The organism is Pseudoalteromonas sp. BSi20429 (genome assembly GCF_000238895.1).
GTDB lineage: Bacteria > Pseudomonadota > Gammaproteobacteria > Enterobacterales > Alteromonadaceae > Pseudoalteromonas > Pseudoalteromonas arctica.
Window position 1 is genome coordinate 47156 of the sequence record NZ_BADV01000081.1, and the last position, 25218, is coordinate 72373.

Below are 25218 nucleotides of genomic sequence, written 5' to 3' on the forward strand. Positions count from 1 at the left end.
CAATTATAGTGTTTTACATATTTAAATAAACATTGCAAAACTGAAAGCTTCATTCGAAAATGTTAAACATTGAAAAGTGCACAATGGCATCTTTATGTATAATTTAAGCGACCTAGAAACATTTATAGCAGTAGTTGAAAATAAAGGGGTGCTTGCTGCTGCCCGCGAGCAGCGTTTATCGCCTGCAACGGTAAGCCATCGCTTAAGTAAATTAGAACGTGAGCTTGCAACAGTACTTGTTTTTAGAGATAGCCGACGAGTACGGTTATCTCCCGCAGGTGAAATATTTTATACGCGAGTTGGCGCTATAATGGAGGCGCTGCACGACGCTGAGCATAGTATTGGTGCGCGTAGTTCATCTGTGAGTGGTTTATTACGCGTGACTATGCCCCCTTGGATTTTTTCAAAATACGTAATGCCAAGACTCAATGAGTTAGAGCAGGCCTATCCTGAACTAAAACTTGATTTTTTAATTACTGATCATTTTGTAAATGTGGTTGATGACGCACAAGATGTAGCAATTCGTGTAGGACAATTAAATGATTCCGGTTTACTGTCACGAAAAATAGTAAACAACAAACGTATACTTTGCGCAGCTCCTAGCTACATAAAAAAATATGGCATGCCTAAAAGCTTAGCTCAATTGAGCGAACACTATTGGGTTTGTCTGCCGTGGCAGCGCCAATTAAAGCTTTTTGATGAACAAGGTAAAACACATACTTTTAATGCAAGAACACGCTTTACTATTTCTAATTCCGACAATATGACTCAAGCAGCCATTGCAGGTCATGGCATTGCGATTAAATCAATGATAGCTATTCATGAAGATATTAAAAATGGCATTTTAGTTGAAGTTATGCCCGGTGTCATGGCACAAGATGATGCACCAGTTTGGTTTTTGCGTCCGCAAAATAGCTTAACTACCCGCAAAACCGATGTATTTTATGACTTTATGAAATCACTATTTTTGAGCTGCGAATAAGCGTTTAAATGAGCGTTTTACTCCAGTTAAAAACAAATAACCAGTAAGTTCTGCAAGTACGGCAATAAAAATGGCTGCAACAATGGCGGCTATAATAGAGTCTTTTTTTAAAATGATTTGACCTTCGAAGCGTTGCCACACTTGTTGCTTTACATCGCTCATGCCACTGATCATAGTAAAAATATATGGAGATTGCGCAAACCTATTTACAGCGATTTGTAAGTCTTGTTGTCGTGTGTAAAGTGTACTGATATTACTTGCACCTTTATTCACAATCCCATCATCAATATTTTTATAGTGTTTAATTAGCTTATTTAAATCATTATTAAAATACTTAGCTGCATCGTTTTTAAAAGGTGCAATGGCACTATTAGCTTCAATTAATTGGGCTGATAATGCTTGGCCAAAATCGCTTACAAATGCAGGAATTTGCACTCCAAGTAGTAAACCGAATGCAAAGAAACTAAGTCGGATATAATCTAAAAATTTACTCATTTATCTTCCTATCCATTTAAATAACCCAGAATTAACATTTGAGCTTGTTTTTATATCAAAAACTCGTAATCTAATGGGGCGTGTTGACCTTTGTGGATTGAAATTTGTTCAATCTAGGTACGTTTTAATCGCGGCGCGAGGTTTGTAACCTAGCGGGCTAAGTCAAAACCGAGCAACAAAGAGTTAATCGTCCCTAGAAAGAACCCAACGGGCAGCGCATGTTTGGCATTTATGCTGCGTTATCACCTATTTATGGGGAATAACCACACTACATAGGCTCTGCCTTGCCTAAATACCAAACGTACTGCTGCAAATTCAACCACGAAAGGCCAACACGCCCTAATAATAAAAATAACAACAGGTGGATGTTAAGGATGACGAAAAAAGTAAAATTCACGTCAACATTTGTTGATATATCTAAACAGCTCAAACGTTTTGTATCGCGCATTGTTCAACCCGACGATGTAGAAGATATTGTGCAAGAAACCTTTGTAAAAAGCTACGAAGCTGATTTAAAGCAAGATATACAGTTTACCCGCAGTTACATGCTTAAAACAGCAAAACACTTAGCACTTAACCATATAGCTAAGTGGGACAACAAATTTAATGATTCGTTAGAAAATGATAACGAATTACCGGTATTACTCAAATCAATGAAGCTTGAGGATGAATATACATCTAAAGAGCGCTTTTTACTTTTTTGTAGAGCTACTGAGCAACTAAGCTCATCGATTCGTAAATGCTTTATATTAAAAAAAGTTTACGGCATGAGCCAAAAAGAGATCGCAGACCAAATGCAGTTAAGCCAAAGCACTGTTGAAAAACACATTGCCAAAGGGTTGTTACAAACCATGTCGTACATGCGTGAACATGAGCAAAGCCCTCAAACAAACCCTAAAGCTCAAGCACACCCTATCTCAGTTAAGAGGGTCGCAGAATGAGTAATGTTCATCAATTTAATTCAAAAGATTTAATTTTAGAAAAGTCATGTGATTGGATAAGCGCGATTGATCGTGGTTTAACTGATGATGAAAAAGAGCAATTTAAATTATGGATGATGCAAAGCATCGCCCATCAAGACTCTATATACGAGCTTGCTCAGCTTTGGGATGAGCTTTCGGTGTTAAATGAATTAAGTCATTTATTTCCTCAGCGTAACAATACTAAAGCATCAAAAAATAAGTGGATGTTTTCTTACTCAATTGCAGCGAGTTTATTTGCAGCACTAATGGTATGCAGCTACTTATTAATTAATTTAGAAAACGGCTATAACCAAGAGCTTGCAAAAGTTAACTACACTAAGATTTATAAAACAAAAGTAGGCGAGCAAGCAACGTATGTATTGCCAGATGGCACCATAGTGCAGCTTAATACTAATAGCTTACTAGAAGTTGCTTATAGTAAAGGCCGCAGGCAGTTACTGCTAAGTCGGGGTGAAGGGCGTTTTAATGTAGCAAAAGATGCCACGCGTCCGTTTAGTGTTATGGCCGGCGACAAAAGCTTTACTGCACTCGGTACCGTGTTTAATGTACAGCGCAATACCTCATCAGATTTAGAGCTTGTTGTTACCGAAGGCAAAGTGATGATCACCGACCCTAGTGTAGCGGTTGATGCAAATGACTTTAAAGATTATCAGCTTGCAGATAACAGCACGCAAAAAATTCGTCAAATTAATGCCAATATTGTTACCTCAGGCGAAAAAGTAATTATAGAGCAGAGTGTTACCAAGCCAATTACCCAGCTTTCAATGAACGACGTACAACGCGATTTGGCATGGCAAAATGGCATGCTTATTTTTAATGGAGAAGAGTTAAGCGATGCTTTAAATGAAGTAAGTCGCTATACCGCAACACGTTTTGAACTTTCATCAGCCGAGCTTGCCAGTATTAAAGTAGCTGGGGTATTTAAAGCGGGTGACGTTGAAGGTTTACTAGAAAGTTTACAAACTAATTTTTCGATTGATCATGAGCGTTTAGGTGAGCATGTAGTAACGCTAAAACACCATACAGAATCATAAGTAGACGTTATGCAAATCAAACTAATGTTAGATAAAGTTGCATCAATAAAGATTGAACGTAAAAAAAACATTAAAAAAAAGAAACAAAACCATAGAGGATTTTTGTTTGTCAGCTGTTTATATAAGTTGCGCAGTAACCAAACGCATTTATTGAGTGGATTTAGTGTGCTTGTACCGGCTATTTTTAGCTTGAGTGTACAAGCAGCAACTCAAACCACTGGGCAAATGGTGCAATTTGATATAAAAGCGCAGCGAGCAGACAAAGCCTTAATTGAATATGCTAAACAAACAGAGCAAACCGTGGTGTTTTCTTATGAGTTGGCAAAGCAGTATGACGCAAATTCAGTTTATGGATTTTACACTCAGCTAGATGCTCTAGAGGCATTATTAGGTGGGACTGAACTCGATGCGGTTGTTGATCAAAATGGTTTACTGAGTATAAAACTCAAACAAATCAACAGGAATGATAACAACATGATGAAGCTTTCAGCGGTCAGTGCAGCAGTATTACCAGCTTTACTTGCAGTAAATTCGCAAGGTGTAAACGCAGCAGAAGAAGTCGCTCAAGAAAAAATTGAAAAAATTGCTATTGTCGGTAGCCGTGTAGCAGGACGTTCAGTTGAAGATTTACCCGTTCCAGTAGATATCTTAAGTGCAGAAGCGCTTGAAAATACAGGCCAAACAGAAGTTGGTCGTATGCTACAGTCTATCGCCCCTTCATTTAACTTTTCAAGCTCTGCAATTAGTGACGGTACTGATGCTTTAAGACCTGCGACACTTCGCGGTTTGGGCCCCGATCAAACATTGGTGTTAATTAACGGCAAACGTCGTCACCAAGCAAGTATTATTCATATTAATGGCTCTGTTGGGCGTGGTACCGCAGGTACTGACATGAATGCAATTCCAGCCTCTGCAATTAAACGCATTGAAGTATTACGTGATGGCGCTGCTGCTCAGTATGGTTCTGATGCAATTGCAGGTGTTATTAATATTGTGCTTAAAGATGGTAGCGAAGGTGGCAAAGCGGCTATTAACTACGGTCAATATTCTGAAGGCGATGGCGAAACCATTAACCTTGATTTTAATAAAGGCTTTGCGCTAGGTGATGACGGTTATTTAAATACAACTATTAATTACCGTGACCGTGCACCTACTAACCGTGCAGGTTTACATGGCTCTTGTCAGTTTTATGGTTGTACAGAACTAAGTGACGGCACTTTACTTGCTGGCGATCCGCGTGAGCTGACAGCCGATCGTGATACATTCAGAATTGGTGATGCTGACTCTCAGCAATTTGGTTTAACAATTAATACCGGTTACGAGTTAGGTGATGGCGAGCTTTACGGCTTTATTACTTACTCAACACGTGAAAATGAGTCGGCTGCATTTTTCCGTCATAATGCAAATGCAGGTGGTAACCCAGTACTACAAGATAACGATGCGACGATTCCATTAGGTTTCTTACCAAAAATTAATACAACTATCGACGATATCTCGTACAACTTTGGTTATAAAACTGAGTTTGATAACGATGCAAGCCTTGATTTATCTTACACCTATGGTGAAAACAGCATTGATTACACGACAAGTGACACTATCAATGCCTCATACGCTAACTTTTTACGTTATGACCAAGGTTTAAGTGCTGCTGATATTCGTACAACTATCCCACGTGAAGCGTACGCTTATGGCATGGAATTATCACTGCAAACAATCAATATTGATTTTACGCAAAACTTTGATGATTATTCTTTAGCAATGGGTGCTGAAATCCGTACTGACGAATATCGCATTTTAGAAGGCAATGAGTACGCATACCGCGATTACGATACAACCAACGGTGTAAGTATTTACAACGGCTTAAGTGGTGGTGTTGGTTCTGAAGATGCATCAGGTGGTTCACAAGGTTTTGGTGGTTCAGCTCCTGCGTCATCAGTTGATGAATCGCGTGATGTAATTTCATTTTACATAGATGCAGAAGCTTATGTGATTGAAGATGTAATTTTATCGGGTGCACTTCGCTACGATAACTACAAAGGCTTTGGTGATACAGTAAACTTTAAGCTTGCTGGTAACTGGTCTGTAACCGACGATATTTCACTACGTGGTGCATTAAGCTCAGGTTTTAGAGCGCCTTCAATGCAGCAGCTTTACTTTAATAACGTAAGTACGCAATTTGTTGTTGGTACTAATGGTAATTTAGTTGCAGAAGAGGTTGGTACATTTAGAAATGATTCAACACTTGCGCAAAGCTTAGGTATTCCAAAGCTTAAAGAAGAAAAATCACAAAACCGTAGTTTAGGTATTGTATATAACGTTACAGATAATATTAATGTAACCGTTGATTACTACTCAATTGATATTGACGACCGTATTGTAATTAGTGACCGCTTAGGTAAAGGTTTATCTACAAGCCTTGATGCTGCACTAAATAGTGCGGGTGCTGGCGTAGGTCAGTTTTTCTTAAATGGTGCTGATACAGAAACCCGTGGTGTTGATTTTGTAGCAACGTGGAACACTGAAGGTTTAGGCGGCACGCTTGATTTTACACTTGCAGCTAACTTTACCAAAACAGATGTTGTATCGTTATTTTCGCCTGCTGGCTCAAGCCTTGAGACAGTAAACGTAGAAGATATATTTTCAGCTGAAGACATCTCTATTATTGAAGAGTGGCAACCAGAGGATCGTATTAACTTAAGTGCACTTTATCAACGTGATGATTGGACAGTTAACCTGTCACTTAATCGCTTTGGTGAGTACACAGTAGAAGACGGTGGTCGTCAAACGTATGGCGCAGAAATTTTAACTGACGTTAAAGTTAACTACTTCGTTACTGAAGATTTATCGGTAAATATTGGTGCAAATAACTTGTTTGATGTTTACCCAGATAAAAACGAAATAGGTAACTCTCGCTCAGGTACTATTGTGGATGCTAGTGGCAACACAGTAATAAGTAGCTCAGGTGTGTTTGACTACTCACGTCGTTCTGCTCCATTTGGATTTAACGGTGCTTACTACTACATAGGCGCAGAATACCGTTTTTAATTAATAACCTCCCTTTCGTTATTTAACTCAAAGGGCCGTAAGGCCCTTTTTTTGGTTTTATATTGGGCTGTTTTATTTAGAAATCAAACTTATTGAATAATCATCGTATTGCTTAATATTATTCATTACACTCATTAAAGTATTATGAGTACTGTTTTCGTCTGCGGTTATAAGTACCGAACTTATTTCATATTTAGCCGCGAACATCGCTAAATTAGTCGCAACTTGCTCTAAATCAATTAACCTCCCTGAAAAATATACTCCGTTACTTTCATCAATTCTAAATAAAGCATTTTTAACAGGCTTATCTATTTGAGGGCTGCCGAGTGGTCGGTTTAATTCAATAGCCACAGGTTTTACAAAAGATGTAGTTACAATAAAGAAAATTAGTAATATGAACACTATGTCTAACATCGAGGTCATATCTACATCAGCATTATTTTGCAGTTTAGTTAGGGCGTGTGAATCTTTGTGGATTGAAATTTGTTCAATCTAGGGGCGATTAAATCGCGGCGCGAGGTTTGTAACCTAGTGGGCTAAGTAAAAACCGAGCAACAAAGAGTTAATCGTCCCTAGAAAGAGCCCAAAGGGCAGCGCATGTTTGGCCTTTATGCTGCGTTATCGCCTATTTATGGGGAATAACCACACTACATAGGCTCTGCCTTGCCTAAAAACCAAACATACTGCTGCAAATTCAACCACCAGAGATCAACACGCCCTAGCTTACTTTTCATATTGGACCTTATTTTTAATTAAATGCTGCGGCGCCACAGCAAGGTTTTAGGTACCTACTAACAAAATTAGCACAGCAAAAATAAAGCGTGGTTAAATAAATATTCTAATAACATTAAATATTTGTATTCATTATGTATTTAAAATGTGGCGAAATAAGGTGGTGTTTATACCAATTTGCTTATATATGGGGTCTATATGGCATCGTTATAGTGTGATTTAATTCGTTAAATTGCTTAAAGATTTATGCAGATTGGTATTAGAGGCAATAAAAAACCCAGCGCTAGGCTGGGTTGTATTTATGCGTTATGTAAGCTTACTGCTTTTGCATACGGCTCATTTCTGCATGGCAGCTTTGCATTGTTAATAATGTTTTAGCCAGTGCAGCTTCGCAATCAGCCGGTTGTGGTTTATCCATAGCGGCTTTAATTTCTACAAGCGTTTTATCTTCTACTTCTTCAAGCTCTTTTACATACGTGCTGTCGTTATGTGAGGTGAATGTAGTAAGTAAGGCTGTGTATGCACGTCGTGCTTCAACTGCGAAAGATGAACCATCTTCGCGTTCGCCTTTTTCATTAATTGCATATGGCTGCAAGCGCTCAACACTCACTTTTCGGGCATCTATCATACGCTGAAAAAGTGCGCCAATAGCAGGGTCTTCAACTTTTTCCTGTGCTTTTTGATAAAAATCGATGCCGCTGTTCATAACTTGAATGATGTCAGTAATATGATTTACTTCTGATCCTTGATGGGTGTTCATAATGACCTCTTTTATTAAATGAATGTATAGTTCAACTTAATAAAAGCAATGTATGTTCCACGTTTTTATTTTCATGTAGTTGTTTGATTTTATTAGTTTAATTTTATTTCAGAAAGGGGCTAAGTTAATGAGGAAAGTATTAACTTAGCAATTTTTACATTATATTGTGTAATAAAGTTATTTTAGCTCTTCAGCTACTTCAGCTACTTTTTGGCGTAACCAGATATGGCTCGCATCGCGATGCAACAGTGGGCTCCAAATCATATCAAGCTCAAAAGGAGGAATTGGAAACGGTGGCTCTAAAATTTTAAGCCCCGGATCATCTAAGTATATATTTGCAGCTTTTGAAGGAAGGGTCGCAATCAAATTTTTCTCTTTAGCTAAATGAATCGCTACATGGTAGTTACGCGTAAAAGTGGCAATGTTACGATGTTTACCAAAGTGGGCAAGTGCTTCGTCAACCCAACCAAGTTTTTGCACATCTTTAGGGTCCATGCCCACACCTACACCAAAACCTGTTTTACTCACCCATATATGGCGCGCTTTTAAGTAGCTGTCGAGGCTAAAGTTTTCAATAATAGGGTTGTCGGCCTTAACTAAGCAGCAAAAACTGTCTTTCCAAATACGTTTATGATGAAAAGACTGAGGTAAGTTTTCAAAACGGTTGATTGCCATATCTACTTTACCGTTTTCTACGTCATGAAAGGTTACATCACTTGGTGTGAGTATATCTAAAGTAGTATCGGGGGCTTCTTCGTGTAGTTTACTTAAGAGCTTTGGCGCTAACGTACTTGCAGCGTAATCACTGGCCATTATTCTAAATACACGTTTACTCTGGCTTGCCTCAAATTCTCTATTAGGTGCTAGGGTTTCTTCAAGCGTCATTAATATGCCACGAATAACGGGTTGTAACTCTAAAGCGCGCTCTGTCGGGACCATACCATCGCTGGTACGAACTAAAATAGGGTCGTTAAATAAGTTACGAAGACGTTTAAGGCCATTACTCATTGCGGGCTGCGTAATACTCAATTGATTAGCAGCGCGTGTTACGTTGCATTCTCGAAGCAATGTATCGAGATAAACGAGTAAATTTAAATCTATTTTACTTATATTCATTGTGTGTCCTTTGCGTCTACCAGTGATGGATAAATCGCTGTGCTGTCGGGTATGGGTAAATATGACTTACCTGCCCATTTTTTATATTTTGTTGCGCCTGCTTCCAAAAGCTAACATCTATAAGCTCTGGATGAGTGCTGAGGAAAAACTTTTTATACATAGGATTAGGCATTACAAATGTACATAACTGCTCTGGGAATACATCTTGTGGTGCAACAGAGTAACTTTGTTCATCCATTAAATAATCGTCGTAGCTCTTTGCTTTCGGTAATGCTCTAAAGTTCATATCTGTTAGGTATTGAACTTCATCGTAATCGTAAAAAATAATACGTTTGTGCTTACTTACACCAAAGTTTTTTAAGAGCATATCGCCAGGAAATATATTAACGGCAATCATTTCTTTTAGAGCTTGCCCGTATTCTTCAATCGCGTCTGCGGCACTTTCTTCATCAGCATTTTCTAAAAATAAATTGAGTGGTGTCATGCGCCGTTCAATATATAAATGCTTGATGATCAACCATTCGCCTTCAATTACCATTGATGAGCCAATTGTTTTATGTAATTGCGCAAGTAAATTACTATCAAAACGCGCCAAAGGAAATACGACGTTAGAATACTCTATGGTATCGGCCATTCTGCCAACGCGATCATGGTTTTTTACTAGTTGATAACGCTTTAATACGGTATCACGGCCGAAGGGCTTACTTTCACCAAATTTGTCTTTTATTACTTTAAAAACATAACCAAATGAGGGAAGGGTAAATACCATCATCACCATACCGGGAGTACCCGGTGCAATTGTAAACTCATCACTTGAGTGAGATAAGTGATTTAAAAACTCTCGATAAAACTCAGTTTTACCCTGCTTATGAAAACCCACTGCGTTATAGAGCTCAGCAAGTGTTTTGTTTGGCATAAGCTGATTCAAAAACCGGACAAGTGCTGAAGGTGCATGAGTCTCTACCATAAAGTAGGCACGGGCAAAGCCAAAAATGACACGCATTTGAGATGATTTAGTTAAAAGTGCATCTAAATATAATCCGTTATCTTCATCGTGTAACACGGCGATTATAAAAGGCTGAACCCCACTTTTTGAAACAACACGACCAACAATATAAGCTGCTTTATTACGATAAAAAGGTGTGTGCAAAATATCAAAGCGCATTTGCCAAGGTTGGTGATGTGTATCGGGTGCTTGTTTATAAAAAGCTTTAACAAGAAGGCGAATATCACGCTCTAAATTTACAAATGGGGCTTTAAAATCAAAATGATTAATAATGCGTTTTATTGTTGGCTTTAGGCCATCAACTACTGGAAAGTATGTCCTATATTCGGCCTCAACAGGTACTGAAGGAGCATCTTTCAAAGTTGCTTCTACAAATATAAAGTCATTATGAAAATAGCGCCTATGGTACAGCCGGCAAAATACAGAATTATAAAAGGTTTCGGCGAGTTCTGCTTGAGGGTGGAAACATAAAAAGTGCTGATATATCTTTTTAACTTCGAGCCATAGGCTTTCATCTAATTGCTCTGTTGGGGTTTCTTTTTTTAGCGCTTGTGTGGTTTCGTTAACACGATCATCATAATAGCTGATACGCAAACGGCTGATATCATTAATTGCTTGCCAATCTTTTTTTGCAAAGGCGAGAGGGGCTTTGGCCGTTGTTTTTTGAAATAGCTGATAGTGCCTTTTAAAACCCGTTAAAATTAATTCAGCAATATGGCGAGGCTGCATTTGCACTCCTTAATAGTCCCTAGAGCTTATACTCTATTGTGTTAAGGGTATGTTATTTTAAGTTTAAAACCAAGATAAATATTACTTGCTAATTAAGAGTGATTTATTGGTATTGAGCTATCTTTTTTTCGAGAATTTTAATTTGTTTAGTAATAACCAATACATCTTTTTTGTACTCTTTATTAATTATTTTTAATTTTTTAGTAATATCTTTGGTAATACGCTTTTTATCTTCAATGGCTAGAATATGATTTAACCGCTCTTGTTGTTTGTATTCAGCACGCTGCTTATTACGATCAAGTATTGTTAGCTTATGGTTATTACTGCGAAGCTCTGCCTGTAAGCCAGATAGAAGCCTTTCACGCTCAAGTTCGTTTAGTTGTTTAGTGTAGTCAACCTTAGGACCAGAATACTGATTACCCGTCGTGTTAACTTTATAAGTCGTTGCTTCGTCGTCACACGGCAGTTGAGAAAAGATTGTGCCTTTTTCTGTTACACATTTGTAGTAAGTGGTATCGCTAAAGCTAAAAAAACTGATAAGTAAAAAGCTAGAATGGAGAATATAACAAGAAGTTTTAAACATACATGTCATCCTTGGTTTTTATATCTAACAACAATATAAAACTATAACCTAGCTTGGTGGTATATCAAGCTAGGTTAGGATAACTGTTATTGGGTAAAGGTTTTGAGCTTTTTAATACTCTGTACTAAAAATGGTATATCTAAACCTTGTTCAATAGAAAAACCTTCAGCAGCGGAAATGTTTTTAAAGTTACCATCTGAATCTATTAAGGTAATCCTATCTTTTTTATAGGCTATAACGACACCCTGAGAGTAGTTCACGCCCATATCATCTTTTTTCTTGTATAAATTAACGCCCAGCATTGTTTGCTTAGCAATGGCTTTACAATTTAAATATTGGCCAACACTTGTTGCAATTAAATCGCTAGGTTGAATAAGTCCATCTACTTTAGAAATACGTTTGTCGGAGCTATATAAAGTTGATGTTGTTACTACTTCTTGCTTGTTATTGGCAAGACTAAAAGCAAAAACCTGTGTTTTATCATCTCGTACAACGGCGTTATCGCTACTTTTAATAACTCTAATTGCGCTAGAACTATGTGCTTGATCATTTATAAAACTAAGTTCTTCCACGCCGGTTACTTCAATGCTGCGGCGCTGACTTTGCCATGCGGGAAGAGTTTGATCTCTTAAAATTGCTGCTTTATAAAAAGCTGGCAAACCATACACTAAGCTAAATAGCATATCGTCGTGATTAGTTGGCTGTAAAAACTGCTCTGTTTTGTGTAAGTTTTTATTATCGGCAACAAATTTAGCGAGTTGTTGCTGGGTTTCAAATACAAAAATATCTACATTGGCTTGTGTGTAGTCTTCACACTTATCAAGCGGGCTTGGCATTTGATAACTAATGTTTTGGTTATTAATTTTTACGTTATGTGCTTGCTTATAGCTTTCTATATCAAGCAGGTCATTTTTAGCTAATAAACTTTTAGCGGTAGTAGGGTATGACAGTGGTAGTACATTATCTTGCTTCGTTACGTCAAAGTTTAAATTTGCGTCAGCCCAAATATGAATACTGTGACTAAGTGAAAAACACACTATTAAAAATGAAATTGCGTAACGTGCAAATTTATATTGTTTTAAGCGCTCAAGGTGTTGCCATGTGTAATTACTCACAAGTAGCTGAAAGCCTAAAATAAGTAATACAATCCCACTGGCTAAAATGGTTGTTAAAGCAGGTGAACTGGTTAAGCGATGCCACAGTAGAGAAATAATCTCAGGTAAGGCAGATATACTTAGATGATAACCCAAATTAACGTAAACATAAGCATCAAGGGTAAGCAGTGAAGCGCCTAGTGTGGCTATAACAGCCGCCATGCCTCGTATATGTCGTGGGTAGGGGAATATTAAACTAAGCGGAAATACCGTCAGCACAAACGCTAAAAAGGCGATAAAACTAGTGTGGCTTAACCACGTTACTAGCATATAAGTAATGCCCATAAAGCTTGTTGGTGGCGAGTCGGCAAATAAGTAGCTTAAGCTAATAAATAGCGCCAAGCCAATATTGGCAAAAGTAAACCAATGGCCCCAGCTTAATAGCTGACTCGCTTTTGATGAAAACTGATTGTGCTGCGATAAATTCATAGAGTTTATTTAACCGACTGTGATAGAGCTTTTGCAAAGTTCTCAGTTACGGCTTGTCTTTTCCCTGTTGGTACATGCTCTTTTAAGATATGCGTGATAGAATTTCCTAAACACATAAGGCTTAAATCTACCGGCGCATTGTGTTTAGTTAGCACATCAATAAGCTGATCGACGATTTGTTCTACTTCTTCATTAGAGTATTTTGATAAGATTGGCATCAGTTGGTTCAATAAAATAGTTATATTCTCGTATTTTAACACTAGAGGCGTGAAAAACAAAGATGACAACAGACGTTAAAAAATTAGTCGTTCATTATGTAGACAAAAAAGACGACGATACGCAAATTCACCTTCGAAATGATGAGATGGTAATTAACGATAAAGTAGCCGTTTTTATCGAACAATTACATCATGCATACAATGGTAAGCCAGGTAAAGGTTACTGTGCTTTCAGTGGTGATAAAAACAGCATTGTAGCATCTGCAATGCAAAGCTACCGTAACGATGAGCTAGGCTTTTGGCATATGACCGAGCAAGCCTCAACGGTTTTAAAAGAAGAGCTTGATAAGTATGCATTTAGTGAAACAGGCTATTTAGTATTTTGTCATTATCAGTATGTTGCTACCGATTACATGTTAATTGCGATGATTAACATTAAAGAGCATTACTCTATGACCTCTGAGCTTGATTTAGCGGCTTCTCGCCATTTAGATATATCTCGCATGCAACTTGCTGCTCGTATCGATTTAACAGCATGGGATACGCAAGCAGAAGATAATCGTTATATTTCGTTTATCAAAGGTCGTGCGGGTCGTAAAGTTGCTGACTTTTTCTTAGACTTTTTAGGCTGTGAAGAGGGTATTGATTCAAAACAGCAAAGCCAAGTAATGCTTAGCGCAGTAGAGGATTATTTATCAGAGCAACAGTTTGATAAATCAGAAAAAGACGATTTACGTAAACAAGTATTTGATTACTGTAATGATTGCGTAACCACAGGCGAAGATGCAAGTGTGAGCGATCTATCTGCAACGCTTACAAAAGGCGATGACAGTCCGTTTGATAGTTTTTGCAAAGAGCAAAGCTATGACTTGGAAGAAACTTTCCCCGTTGATAAAAAAACAGTAACCAGTATGGTTAAGTTTTCAGGCCTTGGTGGTGGTGTAAGTGTAAGTTTTGAACGTAAACACTTAGGCGAGCGCGTAACGTACAACGAAGCAACCGATACACTAGTGATTAAAGGCATTCCGCCAAACTTAAAAGATCAGTTACAACGTTTTATGGAAAATGAAAAAGAGTAGTGTTTAAGTACCTAAATTAAAAGAAAAAGCCGTGTTATAACGCGGCTTTATTAATTAGATAACGATAATAACTATTTGTTCGTCTTACAAGTGATTTTCAAACCAATAATTGAACTTTTCGGGTTAAAGTCAGATCGAGCATGACAGGCGAAATTACGATGAGTCCATCTCCAATTACCTCTTCCATAGCGAAGAGTGTTCTCAGTCTGGTCTTCTAATCCCATCTCCATCATTCGTTTATTGATATCAGAAAAAGTAGCATTGAAAAAGCCATTGTTATCAGTTATAGAAGAAAAATCTTTTGTGTATATTTTCCCTTGGTAAATAATTTCACCCAAACCATTAATAAATCTTGCTGTCACACTATGGATAGGAACAGTTGAGTATTGATAACGACTAGGTGCTAAAAAGGAATGTTCAAAGTTGAAGCTTTTTTTAGGAGTTATATATTGCTGTTCAATTAAGTCTAAATTTAATAACACTATTTGGTTCCAACCCACATAGTTTAGGGCTTCTTTAATAGAATTAACCTCTTTTGGAGTCTTGTTAATTATTGGACTTTGCGAAGTGCTGTTGTTCTGTTGAGGATTGCCTGATTCATCACCTTGCTCACAAGGGATATCGGTAAACGATACTTTGCCCAGTTCGTCTTCACACTTGTATACTTTTGCTTGTAAAACGAAACTTGAAAATAAAAGTATCGTGAACATAATTTTGATCATATCAATCCTTGGTTATTATAGTGAATTTATTTTTTTTTGAATGAGTTCCATATAGCGTAAATGGACTTGGATCTCACATTTATTTTCAGCTATCTGGTCCAGCGAGTTATCAATGGCATATTTAATTGATTCATTTTTTTTATAGTACTCTTGTTGTTTTTCAAGGTGAGTTTGTAACCTCTGGTTTTCTTTTTTTAATTTTTCTTTAGTATTTTCGTGCATTCTTAACCCTACTAGGGCTTTTCTTTTTGGAGTGTCAGAATCATGGAATTTTGAACGAGTAATGCCTTGAAATATATTCCCTTTATATGCAATAAGCTTATTACAGCTGAGCCTAGCTCCTGTTCCTTTAATTATTACTTCAGAGCCCGGAATATGTTCTTCAGGCTCATCTTCAAAGCCATGAATACGGTTATTAGTTTTAACTACAACTTTTTGCACAGTAGGTGTAGATTCAATTCCTTCAACTACTTCTGCTCTTTGATCTGTTGGAACATCTGAGAAATGACGTACACCATTTTTATCGACCCAACTGTAAACTTGTTGTGAACTGGCTGTCGCTGAAAATAATATAAGACCAAAAAATAACTTCCGTTTCATTTGGTTATTGGGCATGTTGCCTTCTTATGGATTGACTCAAATATGTATTTAATTATAGTGTTATATTAGGCTAAAAACCCATTACTATGTCAAGGAGGAATTATCAATATGAGAGGAGTTATTTATTGTTTATTGGCTACTTTTTTACTATTTGTTTGCTACAGCAAATTAACAGAGAAGAAAATAGTGAGTGACTATTACAAAATGAGCGAACAAATTCAAATTGACGCAAAGCTCAAGAGCTTAACGGCAGATCAAGAGTTCCACCAGCAAATGTTGGATGCTGGCAAGAAAAGTGAAAAGCATTTTTTACTCTATAGTATTGATCCAACCATGCCTAAAGTTGAGGAGTTAGAGCAACGCTGCACAGATCTAACTTTAAAGTCATATAGATCAGAATCTATTTATGATAAAAATATTGCAGAACTTGAATGTGATAAATATGAAGCGTACAAATTGGCGAATGAAAGCTAACTATTAATAGTTTAAGTAGGTATTAAACAAAAAAGCCCCGCTATTTATTAAATAGCGGGGCTTTTTAATAAGTGTTAGTTATTAATCAACACTCAATGTTTTAGTCATTGCAGAACTTGCACGACCAGCAGGTTTGATAGAACCCGCACGTAAACCACTGTCTGGTACTAGGTCACGTTTATCGTGAGCCATTGCTACAGATGTATGTTTTACTTCGCTATCAGCTACAGGAGTAGGCTGTGCCATTGGCGCACTTGCAGACCCTTGAGTAACCGCTGTTTTAACATGCGGTGCTGATTTTTCAGTTTTCACTTTTGCTTTAACTTTAGCTGGCTCTTCAGTTACTACTGGAGTTTCAACTTTAGCTGGTTCTTCAGTTACTACTGGCGCTTCAACTTTAGCTGGCTCTTCAGTCACTACTGGAGTTTCAACTTTAGCTGGCTCTTCAGTCACTACTGGCGTTTCAACTTTAGCTGGCTCTTCAGTTACTACTGGCGCTTCAACTTTAGCTTGCTCTTCAGTTGCTACTGGAGTTTCAACTTTAGCTGGCTCTTCAGTTACTACAGGAGTTTCAACTTTAGCTGGCTCTTCAGTTACTACTGGAGTTTCAACTTTAGCTGGCTCTTCTACAGCTTCAACTTTTGCTAAGTCTTCAACTGCAACGGCTTGTTCAATTTGCTGCGCTGCATCCACAGGTGTTTCTTCAGATTTAGCTTTAAGCTCTGCTTCATATTCTGCAGCAGCTTGATCAGCAACTGGAACAAATGCAGGGGCTTCGTCAGATTTAACTTCTGCTTCACCTTCAGGACGTCGACGACGTTGACCAGATGCACGAAGATGACGAGGAGAACGGCGTGAACGCGTACGTGTTTGCTCTTGATCGTCTTCAGTAGTTGCTGCTTCATCGTTAGAATCAACAACGTCAACTTTCTCTTCTTTAATGTGAGCTGTTTTTTCTGCCGGAGCTTGTGTTTGCTTTTCTACAACAGGTGCTTGCTCTTGAACTTGTGGAGTGTCAGTAACTACAGCTTGTTCAGGTGTTTGCTCTGTTGAGTTAGCTTGCTCAGCGTTTTCATCTTGCAGACGTACTTTTTTACGTATGTTACGACGTTGACGGCGAACTTTAGGCTTTTGCTCTTTAGGCTCTACAGCTTGAGCTGGCTTAGAATCAGTTTCTACTTCTACTTTTACAGGGGCTTCAGTTTTAACTTGATCTTTTTCTTCGCTTTTATGCTCTGGGCGCTTACGAGAGTTAGGGTTACGACGACGCTTATTGCGGTTCTCGTTTCTCTCTTGAGTCTCGGTACTTGTTGCTGCTGGTGAGTCTGTTTTAACTTCCTCTTCAGCTGCAGGGCGCTCATTGCGTGGTTTATTAGTGCGCGGGTTATTATTACGACGACGTTGGTTGTTATTACGACGACGATTATCGTTACCACGGCGAGCGTTATTACGCGCTTCTTGCTGCTCTTTTTCTACAGCTTCTTTTTTCTCTTCTACTGTTTCGCTTGCAAATAACGATTTAAACCATTTAGTGATTGCTTCAAACAAGCCACCTTCAGTTTTAGTCTCTGTTATTACAGGCTGAGCTACTGGTGTAGGCGCTGCTTGTGGAGCCGGTGTAGAAGGCATTACAACACCTTTTAGCATTGGCTCTTCACGTACTGGTGCACTTGGTGATTTTGACATCTCAAATGCTTCAGGTTCTGGCGCAACAACTTGTCCGTAACTTACCGTTTCAAGTGTTTCGTCTTTACGTAAACGCATAACTTCGTAATGTGGTGTTTCCATATGTTGATTAGGAATAATCACTACGTCACATTTATGATGTTTTTCAATGCGATGAACACTACGACGTTGCTCATTTAATAAATAAGCGGCAACGGCAACAGGCACTTGTGCATTTACTTGTGCTGTGTTGTCTTTAATTGCTTCTTCTTCAATTAAACGAAGAATAGAAAGCGCAATTGATTCGTTTGAACGAATAGTACCTTGTCCACTACAACGTGGGCATGGGCCTTGGCTTGCTTCACCTAATGAAGGACGCAAACGCTGACGCGACATTTCAAGTAAACCAAAGCGTGAAATTTTACCAATTTGAACACGAGCACGATCTGGACGAGCAGCATCTTTTAAACGATTTTCTACTTCACGTTGATGACGTGGAGGCGTCATATCGATAAAGTCGATAACAATTAAACCACCTAAGTCACGAAGACGTAATTGACGTGCAATCTCATCGGCCGCTTCTAAGTTAGTATTAAGTGCTGTTTCTTCAATATCGCCGCCTTTAGTTGCTTTAGACGAGTTGATATCGATAGACGTTAGTGCTTCAGTTGGGTCAATTACAATTGAACCACCAGAAGGCAAGCGTACTTCACGCTGGAACGCAGACTCAATTTGGCTTTCAATTTGGTAATGCGTAAATAAAGGAGTGTCACCTTGATAAAGCTTAACACGGCTCATAAAGTCAGGACGAAAACGTTCAATGTGCGCTTTAGCTTCTTCAAAAACACGTGGTTTATCAATTAAAATTTCGCCAATATCACGACGTAAATAATCGCGTATCGCACGGAATATTACATTGCTTTCTTGGTGTATTAAAAATGGCGCTTTAGCACTATCGGCTGCTTGTCTAATTGCTTCCCAATGTACTAATAATGCTTTTAAATCGTAGTTTAATTCTTCAAACGATTTACCAACACCCGCTGTACGAACAATTAAGCCCATACCTTTAGGAAGTTCTAAACGACCCAATGCTTCTTTAAGTTCAGTACGTTCATCACCTTCAATGCGACGAGAAATACCGCCAGCACGAGGGTTGTTAGGCATAAGCACTAAGTAGCTACCAGCAACACTGATAAAAGTAGTTAACGCAGCGCCTTTTTGGCCACGCTCTTCTTTATCAACTTGTACTATAACTTCTTGACCTTCTTTTATTACGTCGCGGATGTTAGGGCGACCATGAAAAGTGTAACCTGCAGGGAAGTAAGTACGGGCAATTTCTTTTAAAGGAAGGAAACCATGGCGGTCAGCACCGTAATCAACAAATGCTGCTTCAAGAGATGGTTCAATGCGAGTGATTTTGCCTTTATAAATATTGGCTTTTTTCTGTTCGTGACCTGGGCTTTCGATATCTAAATCATAAAGGCGCTGGCCATCAACCAGTGCTACGCGCATTTCTTCTTGCTGCGTTGCATTGATTAGCATACGTTTCATATTGTTACTCTACTTATTTATGTCGCTGACATGACGATGTTTTTCTCGCCTGTTCAGTTGTCCCTATTTTTAGAATGTGCAGCCTCACGACTGGGTCTTTAACGGAACGGCTCTGTTTCTCGTATGCAGTATTTTAAATGCTGGCAAACAATAGCAATTATTATCGCTATTAAATTCTTAATGGTGCTAAAACTGTCGGCTTTTCAGCTACGTTTACAAGTTTTACCCAGAAGTCGGCCTGTCATATTAATCTTACTAAATATCATTCATATTAGGCGCGTAGGGCTCATTAAGTTGGTGAGCAATACATACTGATGTATCGCTAATATCCGTTTTAAGAGCAAAAATCGCTGCCGATGTTAATGAACGCTTATTTATTAGATTTTTTTAGTTCTAAATAAGCTGCTATACGGTACTACAATAATTGAGCTAGTTCTGAACGACGTTTTTTACGTCGTCACTATCAGACAAATTATCTGTTCATTGCTTTCTCTAGCACGTTAAAAATCGCTTCATGTTCAAACTTAACCAGCAATATATTACGCGCATTGCCGTTAATTGATCGCACGTGTTAACTGAGGAGGCATAAAAGCTTTGGAAAACTTAACTCGGATCTGTATGATCGGCTACCCAGAATGTGCATCACGAATGTTTTAATGTGTTAAAAAGCACCGTTGTTATTTGCAAATACTAAATATTTGCGCTGCTGATTATCCCACTATTATTACAGTGTTAGCAACTAAATTATTTTACTTAAATTAGTGATTAGGCAATGTCAGAAAAAAACGACTTACAAGTAACTTATGTCACGATCAACGAAGACCATTTAGGTCAGCGTATTGATAACTTTCTTATTACCCATTTAAAAGGGGTGCCTAAAAGCGCTATTTATAAACTTTTGCGCAAAGGTGAGGTACGCGTTAATAAAAAGCGTATTAAGCCTGTATATAAACTACAGCTTGAAGATGTACTTCGTATTGCACCTATCAGAGTTGCTGAGCGTGAAGAATTTGTTCCATCAAAATTAGACAAAGTAACTCGCCTTGAAAACGATATTTTATTTGAAGATAAATACCTTATCGTAATAAATAAACCATCAGGTATGGCTGTTCATGGCGGTAGTGGTTTAAGTTATGGCTTAATTGAAGCTTTGCGAGCACTTCGCCCAGAGGAACGTAGCCTTGAGCTAGTTCATAGGCTTGACCGTGATACATCAGGTTGTTTACTTATAGCGAAGCGTCGTTCGGTGTTAACAGCATTGCATGAACAACTTCGCGAAAAAACAATGGAAAAAAATTACTGGGCACTTGTAGAAGGGCAGTGGGATTCTAAAACTAAAAACGTAACCGAAGGGCTGCGTAAAAATACACTTAAATCGGGCGAGCGCGTAGTACGCGTAGATAACACTGAGGGAAAACCTTCACATACTCGTTTTAAAGTACTTGAACGTTTTAACGATTGCTCACTTGTACAAGCATCGCCTGTTACAGGGCGTACGCACCAAATTCGTGTGCATACGCAATGTAAAGGTCACCCAATAGCGTGCGACGATAAATATGGCGATCAGGGTTTTGACGATTCTATGCGTAAAGTTGGGTTAAACCGATTGTTTTTACACGCACATGATTTAAGTTTTTATCACCCTAAAAACGAAACAACGATGCGAGTAGAAGCACCGCTAGATAAAACGCTTAAAAATACATTACTAAAATTACGAGATGCAAAACTGTGATAAAAGTAGCCCCAATTAAAAAATATAAGCTCGTCATTTTTGATTGGGACGGCACTGTTATGGATTCAGTCACTAAAATAGTTAACTGTATTCGTAGTAGCGCCGAGTCACTTAATTTAGTGTCGCCAAATGATTTAGCAATTAAAAATATTATTGGTATGTCGCTTGAAAAAGCAATTGATGTTTTATTTCCCGATAATGTAGCGCAGCACCAAGCGCTAATTTCAGGTTATAAATATCAATACAGTGTGGATACTACTCCCACGCCTATATTTGCTAATGTTGTCAGCGTTTTAGGTGCCTTAAAAGAGCAGGGCATTGTTTTAGCGGTTGCAACAGGTAAAGGTAGGGGTGGGTTAGAGCGTTTGCTTGAACAAAGTCAATTGAGGCATTTTTTTAGTGCGACACGTACAAGCGATGAAGCGCAATCAAAGCCCTCTCCAGATATGTTGTATCAATTACTTGAAGAACTTGGCATAAGCGCTCAAGACGCTGTAATGATTGGCGACACTCAAATAGACATGACTATGGCAAAAGCTGCTGGCATGGATAGAATTGGCGTAACAATGGGTGTACACAACGCACAGCAGCTAAATAAGCTTAGTCCTGTTGCAACAGTAGATAACTATCTGCAGCTGCAACAGGTTTTGCTTGGCTAATTTATTTACCCTGAGCAGTAAGTACATCAATACCAAACTCAGCCAGTAACTGGCTGAGTTTAATTAATGGTAATCCAATTAAGCTATTAGGATCGTCTCCGCTTAACTTTTCAAATAAACAGATACCCAACCCTTCACTTTTAAAGCTGCCAGCACAGTTATAAGGCTGCTCAGCATCGCAATAAGCACTAATTTGTGCATCACTGAGTGTTTTAAACGACACATTATAAGGTTCTACGCAGGTTTTTTTAGTGCCAGTTACAATATCGTAAACACAAAGCCCAGTTAAAAATGTTACAGTATTACCGCTAAATAAATTTAGTTGTTTTACGGCATTTTGTTTATTATGTGGTTTACCTAAAATTTGATTATTAAACACAGCGACTTGGTCTGATCCAATAGCTAACCCTTTGTTAAAGTGTTTATTAGCTGCTGAGGCTTTTAATTCACTTAAACGCTTAACCAGTTCGGTAGGTGTTTCGCATTCAAGTGCTGATTCGTCAACGTCTGGTGAAAACGTATCAAATGGTAAATTAAATTTTTGTAATAAAGACTGCCTAAAAGGCGAGCTTGACGCTAAAATGAGTGGATGCTTCACGGACTGTTTTCCTACGATAATTCAGATTGAGTTAGGATAAATCAGATCCGAGAGTAAAACACGTTAAAAACCAAGTAAAAATGGTTTTTTACTTTGACTAACAAACTAACTATCTATATGATGCAGCCCCTATGCAAAAGGTGAAAATTCCCATCACTCTTCATCCAGGCAAAGCAGCGCAGCACCGTTTAAAGTATGACGGAATTGTACCGCTTGAAAAACTTACTCGTTTAGAGAAAGTTGTGCAGGAAGAAGTAGGTGAAATAGCGGTAAAAATACATTGCAAAAACGATGATCAAGGTTTCGCTGTGATTAGAGGCAATTTGTCCACACACGTTACTGTCATTTGTCAACGTTGTAATGGTGATTTAGGGTTGGATTTGGTTCAAGACTTTGCATATTCACCAGTAGGTGAAGATACAGAGTTAGATATTTTTCCAGAAGACTACGATGAAGTAGCGCTTGATGAAAATGGTGAAGTTAACGTTTTTAATTTAATTGAAGACGAACTAATTTTAGCAATTCCATTAGTGGCTACCCACAACGAAGCTTCATGCAGTTATTCAGCAAAGCCTGCCAGCTTTGGTGTATTAAAGGCGGAAGATGATAAACCTAATCCATTTGATATTTTGAAACAACTTAAGAAAGATTCTTAGGAGAAGACTATGGCTGTACAAAAAAGCAAAAAGTCTCGTGCAAGACGCGGCATGCGCCGTTCACACGATGCGATCAGTGGTCCAACTTTAACTGTAGATCAAACATCTGGTGAGACTCATCGTCGTCACCATGTGACTGCAGATGGTTACTACAAAGGCGTTCAAGTAATTTCTAAATAAGAGATTACTTATATGCTGAAAGATCTAACCATAGCGTTAGATATGATGGGGGGCGATTACGGCCCCCGTTCATCTATTCCTGCTGCCGTTTGTGCAGTAAATGCTCATGCCAATTTAACTCTCATTTTATGTGGCAATGAACACGTTATATCTAAAGAACTCGAATCCCTCGATTCTCTACCTCATCCTAGACTCATAATTCGTCACTGTAGTGAAATAGTCACCAATGCCTGTGAACCTGCAATTGCTGTGCGTTCAAAAAAAGATTCATCTATGCGTGTTGCCCTAGATTTAGTTAAATCGGGCGAGGCTCAAGCATGTGTTAGCTCAGGTAATACCGGCGCTCTATTTTTTATGGCTCACTATGTATTAAAAATGCTGCCAGGTGTTAAACGTGCCGCACTCATTTCATCTGTTCCTACAGAGCTTAAAAACCCAGTATATTTACTCGACTTAGGTGCTAATGTGCATTGTGATGCGCAAATGCTCTATCAGTTTGGCATTATGGGCTCTATAGTTGCAGGACAAGCACTTGGTTTGGATAATCCTCGCGTTAGTTTATTAAATATTGGCGCTGAGGACATTAAAGGCCACGACGACATTAAACAAGCTGCACAATTAATGCAGCAAAGCCCACACATAAATTATATTGGTTACAGCGAAGGAAGTGATATTTTTTCGGGTAAGGCTGATGTCATTGTATGCGAAGGGTTTGTTGGCAACGTAGCACTTAAAACATGTGAAGGCATTGCCAAGCTTATTATGAATAAGTTTACAACCGCGCTCGAAAAGCACCTTTTATATAAATGTATGGCGTTTATATTGCGCCCAATAATAAAAAAACTCTATAAAAGGGTGAACCCCGACCAGTATAACGGTGCTTCTCTGGTAGGATTGCGCGGTATTGTCGTTAAAAGTCATGGAAATGCGTCAGCTAAAGCATTTCAAGCAGCAATTGATGAAGCGGTAAAAGAGGTTGAACGTCAACTTCCTGATAAAATAGCCGCTATTTTCGAAAAAACACATTCTAAAGACACGGCGGTTAATCAATAATTGATGTGCCGTGTATTTCATTATTTATTTGTTTAATTAAAAAGAGCAAAGTATGGCACAAAAAATTGCACTTCTATTCCCAGGTCAAGGCTCGCAAAGCGTTGGTATGTTACAAGAACTACTAGAGAGTTCTGACATTGTTAAAGCAACATTTGCAGAAGCGTCAAATGCACTGGGTTACGACTTAGCAGAGCTAGTTCTTAATGGCCCAGAAGAAAAATTAAATCAAACCCACCGCACACAACCTGCATTACTAACTGCAAGTGTTGCTATTTACCGTGATTGGTTAGCAGCTAACCCTGATGCAGACGTTGTTATGGCGGGTCACAGCTTAGGTGAATACTCAGCGTTAGTATGTAGCGATGTATTAAGCTTGAGCGAAGCCGTAAAGCTTGTTGAAAACCGTGGTTTATACATGCAAGAAGCCGTGCCAGCAGGCGTAGGTTCAATGGCTGCTATTATTGGCTTAGGCGATGAAGAAATTAAAGCGGCTTGTGCTGCCTCAGCGCAAGGTGAGGTTGTATCTCCAGTTAACTACAACTCTCCTGGTCAAGTTGTTATCGCAGGCCATAAAGCGGCAGTAGATAGAGCATCGCAAGCATGTAAAGATGCCGGTGCTAAACGTGCATTACCACTTTCTGTTAGCGTACCTTCACATTGTGAGTTAATGAAGCCAGCAGCTGACAAGCTAGCAGCAGACTTAGCCGCTTTAACATTTAATACACCTAAGTGTGATGTAATTAATAATGTTGATGTAAAAGCTGAAACGTCAGCTGATGCAATTAAAGACGCATTAGTACGCCAGCTATACAGCCCAGTTCGCTGGACAGAAACAGTACAAGCCTTGGTTGCGCAAGATGTAACACAAAGCTACGAATTTGGTCCTGGTAAAGTATTAACAGGACTTGCTAAACGAATTGATAAAGCAATGATCTGTGGCTCAGTAAACGACGCCGCTTCAATTGATGCAGCTAAATAAGAGT

24 protein-coding genes are annotated in these 25218 nt (G+C 38.6%); 12 read left to right on the top strand and 12 right to left on the bottom strand.

Going from position 1 to position 25218, the window contains the following annotated elements; translation table 11 throughout:
* Positions 1-94 precede the first annotated feature (94 nt).
* On the top strand, positions 95-982 hold the full coding sequence (locus P20429_RS04125) for a LysR family transcriptional regulator (protein WP_007585683.1): 888 nt from the start codon (positions 95-97) through the stop codon (positions 980-982).
* Here P20429_RS04125 and P20429_RS04120 read toward each other — a convergent pair.
* Positions 962-1477 (bottom strand): DUF2937 family protein, encoded by a 516-nt coding sequence (locus P20429_RS04120; RefSeq protein ID WP_007585685.1) that lies wholly within the window; start codon positions 1475-1477, stop codon positions 962-964. The two genes, P20429_RS04125 and P20429_RS04120, sit on opposite strands and share 21 nt — an antisense overlap.
* Before the next feature lie 374 nt (positions 1478-1851).
* Between P20429_RS04120 and P20429_RS04115 the strand changes: the two genes are divergently transcribed.
* Genes P20429_RS04115 through P20429_RS04105 form a run of 3 tightly spaced genes read left to right on the top strand, consistent with a single transcriptional unit; the run spans position 1852 to position 6539 of the window.
* On the top strand, positions 1852-2418 hold the full coding sequence (locus tag P20429_RS04115; RefSeq protein ID WP_007585687.1) for an RNA polymerase sigma factor: 567 nt from the start codon (positions 1852-1854) through the stop codon (positions 2416-2418).
* Positions 2415-3494, top strand: a complete 1080-nt coding sequence (locus P20429_RS04110) for a FecR family protein (RefSeq protein ID WP_007585689.1) — start codon at positions 2415-2417, stop codon at positions 3492-3494. The genes P20429_RS04115 and P20429_RS04110 overlap by 4 nt, the downstream gene beginning before the upstream one ends.
* Positions 3495-3503: 9 nt before the next feature.
* Entirely contained in the window at positions 3504-6539 is a 3036-nt protein-coding gene (locus tag P20429_RS04105; protein WP_033027055.1) for a TonB-dependent siderophore receptor, read from the top strand.
* Positions 6540-6611: 72 nt separating this feature from the next.
* Here P20429_RS04105 and P20429_RS19835 read toward each other — a convergent pair whose 3' ends face one another.
* The 7 genes from P20429_RS19835 to P20429_RS04075 all read right to left on the bottom strand — a co-directional run bounded on the left by P20429_RS19835 (position 6612) and on the right by P20429_RS04075 (position 13266).
* Positions 6612-7016, bottom strand: a complete 405-nt coding sequence (locus P20429_RS19835; RefSeq protein ID WP_033027056.1) for a biopolymer transporter ExbD — start codon at positions 7014-7016, stop codon at positions 6612-6614.
* 571 nt (positions 7017-7587) lie between these two features.
* On the bottom strand, positions 7588-8031 hold the full coding sequence (locus P20429_RS04100; protein ID WP_007585695.1) for a PA2169 family four-helix-bundle protein: 444 nt from the start codon (positions 8029-8031) through the stop codon (positions 7588-7590).
* 177 nt (positions 8032-8208) lie between these two features.
* The gene (locus P20429_RS04095; RefSeq protein WP_002961484.1) at positions 8209-9147 is read right to left on the bottom strand and encodes a LysR family transcriptional regulator; all 939 of its coding nucleotides are present in this window, start codon (positions 9145-9147) and stop codon (positions 8209-8211) included.
* A 16-nt stretch (positions 9148-9163) separates the two neighbouring features.
* Positions 9164-10882: a bifunctional isocitrate dehydrogenase kinase/phosphatase gene (aceK, locus tag P20429_RS04090; RefSeq protein WP_007585698.1), complete on the bottom strand. Its 1719-nt coding sequence runs from the start codon at positions 10880-10882 to the stop codon at positions 9164-9166.
* 103 nt (positions 10883-10985) lie between these two features.
* The gene (locus tag P20429_RS04085; protein ID WP_007585700.1) at positions 10986-11465 is read right to left on the bottom strand and encodes a hypothetical protein; all 480 of its coding nucleotides are present in this window, start codon (positions 11463-11465) and stop codon (positions 10986-10988) included.
* A gap of 86 nt (positions 11466-11551) precedes the next feature.
* Positions 11552-13048: a DUF3413 domain-containing protein gene (locus tag P20429_RS04080; RefSeq protein WP_007585701.1), complete on the bottom strand. Its 1497-nt coding sequence runs from the start codon at positions 13046-13048 to the stop codon at positions 11552-11554.
* A 5-nt stretch (positions 13049-13053) separates the two neighbouring features.
* Entirely contained in the window at positions 13054-13266 is a 213-nt protein-coding gene (locus P20429_RS04075) for a DUF1414 domain-containing protein (RefSeq protein ID WP_007375276.1), read from the bottom strand.
* 62 nt (positions 13267-13328) lie between these two features.
* On the opposite strand from P20429_RS04075, the gene yejK reads away from it, so the two are divergent.
* Entirely contained in the window at positions 13329-14345 is a 1017-nt protein-coding gene (gene yejK / locus P20429_RS04070) for a nucleoid-associated protein YejK (protein WP_007585704.1), read from the top strand.
* Between the two features lie 71 nt (positions 14346-14416).
* On the opposite strand, the gene P20429_RS04065 is transcribed toward yejK, so the two are convergent.
* The gene (locus P20429_RS04065) at positions 14417-15067 is read right to left on the bottom strand and encodes a DUF4124 domain-containing protein (protein WP_007585711.1); all 651 of its coding nucleotides are present in this window, start codon (positions 15065-15067) and stop codon (positions 14417-14419) included.
* 15 nt (positions 15068-15082) lie between these two features.
* Positions 15083-15682 (bottom strand): DUF4124 domain-containing protein, encoded by a 600-nt coding sequence (locus P20429_RS04060; RefSeq protein ID WP_007585712.1) that lies wholly within the window; start codon positions 15680-15682, stop codon positions 15083-15085.
* 93 nt (positions 15683-15775) lie between these two features.
* Between P20429_RS04060 and P20429_RS04055 the strand changes: the two genes are divergently transcribed.
* Entirely contained in the window at positions 15776-16141 is a 366-nt protein-coding gene (locus tag P20429_RS04055; RefSeq protein ID WP_007585713.1) for a hypothetical protein, read from the top strand.
* Between the two features lie 81 nt (positions 16142-16222).
* Here the strand turns inward: P20429_RS04055 and rne are convergent, their stop codons facing one another.
* A complete protein-coding gene (rne, locus tag P20429_RS04050; protein ID WP_007585714.1) occupies positions 16223-19357 on the bottom strand; it encodes a ribonuclease E in 3135 nt (1044 codons plus the stop codon).
* Between the two features lie 772 nt (positions 19358-20129).
* Here rne and rluC point away from each other — a divergent pair.
* Together rluC and P20429_RS04040 are read left to right on the top strand one after the other, a co-directional pair.
* Complete coding sequence (gene rluC, locus P20429_RS04045; RefSeq protein WP_007585715.1) at positions 20130-21089, top strand: 23S rRNA pseudouridine(955/2504/2580) synthase RluC; 960 nt, start codon at positions 20130-20132, stop codon at positions 21087-21089.
* The gene (locus tag P20429_RS04040) at positions 21086-21748 is read left to right on the top strand and encodes an HAD-IA family hydrolase (RefSeq protein ID WP_007585724.1); all 663 of its coding nucleotides are present in this window, start codon (positions 21086-21088) and stop codon (positions 21746-21748) included. Before rluC ends, P20429_RS04040 begins: the two co-directional genes overlap by 4 nt.
* Position 21749: 1 nt before the next feature.
* On the opposite strand, the gene P20429_RS04035 is transcribed toward P20429_RS04040, so the two are convergent.
* Positions 21750-22346 (bottom strand): nucleoside triphosphate pyrophosphatase, encoded by a 597-nt coding sequence (locus P20429_RS04035; RefSeq protein WP_007585726.1) that lies wholly within the window; start codon positions 22344-22346, stop codon positions 21750-21752.
* A 131-nt stretch (positions 22347-22477) separates the two neighbouring features.
* On the opposite strand from P20429_RS04035, the gene yceD reads away from it, so the two are divergent.
* Genes yceD through fabD form a run of 4 tightly spaced genes read left to right on the top strand, consistent with a single transcriptional unit; the run spans position 22478 to position 25214 of the window.
* Positions 22478-23002, top strand: coding sequence for a 23S rRNA accumulation protein YceD (gene yceD, locus P20429_RS04030; RefSeq protein WP_007585727.1), 525 nt, complete (start codon positions 22478-22480; stop codon positions 23000-23002).
* Between the two features lie 9 nt (positions 23003-23011).
* Entirely contained in the window at positions 23012-23182 is a 171-nt protein-coding gene (gene rpmF, locus P20429_RS04025; RefSeq protein ID WP_002962381.1) for a 50S ribosomal protein L32, read from the top strand.
* Positions 23183-23194: 12 nt separating this feature from the next.
* A complete protein-coding gene (plsX, locus tag P20429_RS04020; RefSeq protein WP_007585728.1) occupies positions 23195-24235 on the top strand; it encodes a phosphate acyltransferase PlsX in 1041 nt (346 codons plus the stop codon).
* Positions 24236-24287: 52 nt separating this feature from the next.
* Positions 24288-25214: an ACP S-malonyltransferase gene (gene fabD, locus P20429_RS04015; RefSeq protein WP_007585729.1), complete on the top strand. Its 927-nt coding sequence runs from the start codon at positions 24288-24290 to the stop codon at positions 25212-25214.
* Positions 25215-25218 lie beyond the last annotated feature (4 nt).

Excerpts from the sequence above, each read along its gene's own strand:
- fabD (WP_007585729.1), top strand. The coding sequence starts at position 24,288 with ATGGCACAAAAAATTGCACTTCTATTCCCAGGTCAAGGCTCGCAAAGC.
- P20429_RS04075 (WP_007375276.1), bottom strand. The coding sequence starts at position 13,266 with ATGCCAATCTTATCAAAATACTCTAATGAAGAAGTAGAACAAATCGTC.
- plsX (WP_007585728.1), top strand. The coding sequence starts at position 23,195 with ATGCTGAAAGATCTAACCATAGCGTTAGATATGATGGGGGGCGATTAC.
- rpmF (WP_002962381.1), top strand. The coding sequence starts at position 23,012 with ATGGCTGTACAAAAAAGCAAAAAGTCTCGTGCAAGACGCGGCATGCGC.
- P20429_RS04080 (WP_007585701.1), bottom strand. The coding sequence starts at position 13,048 with ATGAATTTATCGCAGCACAATCAGTTTTCATCAAAAGCGAGTCAGCTA.
- aceK (WP_007585698.1), bottom strand. The coding sequence starts at position 10,882 with ATGCAGCCTCGCCATATTGCTGAATTAATTTTAACGGGTTTTAAAAGG.
- P20429_RS04105 (WP_033027055.1), top strand. The coding sequence starts at position 3,504 with ATGCAAATCAAACTAATGTTAGATAAAGTTGCATCAATAAAGATTGAA.
- P20429_RS04125 (WP_007585683.1), top strand. The coding sequence starts at position 95 with ATGTATAATTTAAGCGACCTAGAAACATTTATAGCAGTAGTTGAAAAT.
- P20429_RS04085 (WP_007585700.1), bottom strand. The coding sequence starts at position 11,465 with ATGTTTAAAACTTCTTGTTATATTCTCCATTCTAGCTTTTTACTTATC.
- P20429_RS04055 (WP_007585713.1), top strand. The coding sequence starts at position 15,776 with ATGAGAGGAGTTATTTATTGTTTATTGGCTACTTTTTTACTATTTGTT.
- P20429_RS04100 (WP_007585695.1), bottom strand. The coding sequence starts at position 8,031 with ATGAACACCCATCAAGGATCAGAAGTAAATCATATTACTGACATCATT.
- rluC (WP_007585715.1), top strand. The coding sequence starts at position 20,130 with ATGTCAGAAAAAAACGACTTACAAGTAACTTATGTCACGATCAACGAA.
- P20429_RS04110 (WP_007585689.1), top strand. The coding sequence starts at position 2,415 with ATGAGTAATGTTCATCAATTTAATTCAAAAGATTTAATTTTAGAAAAG.
- P20429_RS04120 (WP_007585685.1), bottom strand. The coding sequence starts at position 1,477 with ATGAGTAAATTTTTAGATTATATCCGACTTAGTTTCTTTGCATTCGGT.
- yceD (WP_007585727.1), top strand. The coding sequence starts at position 22,478 with ATGCAAAAGGTGAAAATTCCCATCACTCTTCATCCAGGCAAAGCAGCG.
- yejK (WP_007585704.1), top strand. The coding sequence starts at position 13,329 with ATGACAACAGACGTTAAAAAATTAGTCGTTCATTATGTAGACAAAAAA.
- P20429_RS04115 (WP_007585687.1), top strand. The coding sequence starts at position 1,852 with ATGACGAAAAAAGTAAAATTCACGTCAACATTTGTTGATATATCTAAA.
- P20429_RS04065 (WP_007585711.1), bottom strand. The coding sequence starts at position 15,067 with ATGATCAAAATTATGTTCACGATACTTTTATTTTCAAGTTTCGTTTTA.
- P20429_RS04095 (WP_002961484.1), bottom strand. The coding sequence starts at position 9,147 with ATGAATATAAGTAAAATAGATTTAAATTTACTCGTTTATCTCGATACA.
- P20429_RS04060 (WP_007585712.1), bottom strand. The coding sequence starts at position 15,682 with ATGCCCAATAACCAAATGAAACGGAAGTTATTTTTTGGTCTTATATTA.
- rne (WP_007585714.1), bottom strand. The coding sequence starts at position 19,357 with ATGAAACGTATGCTAATCAATGCAACGCAGCAAGAAGAAATGCGCGTA.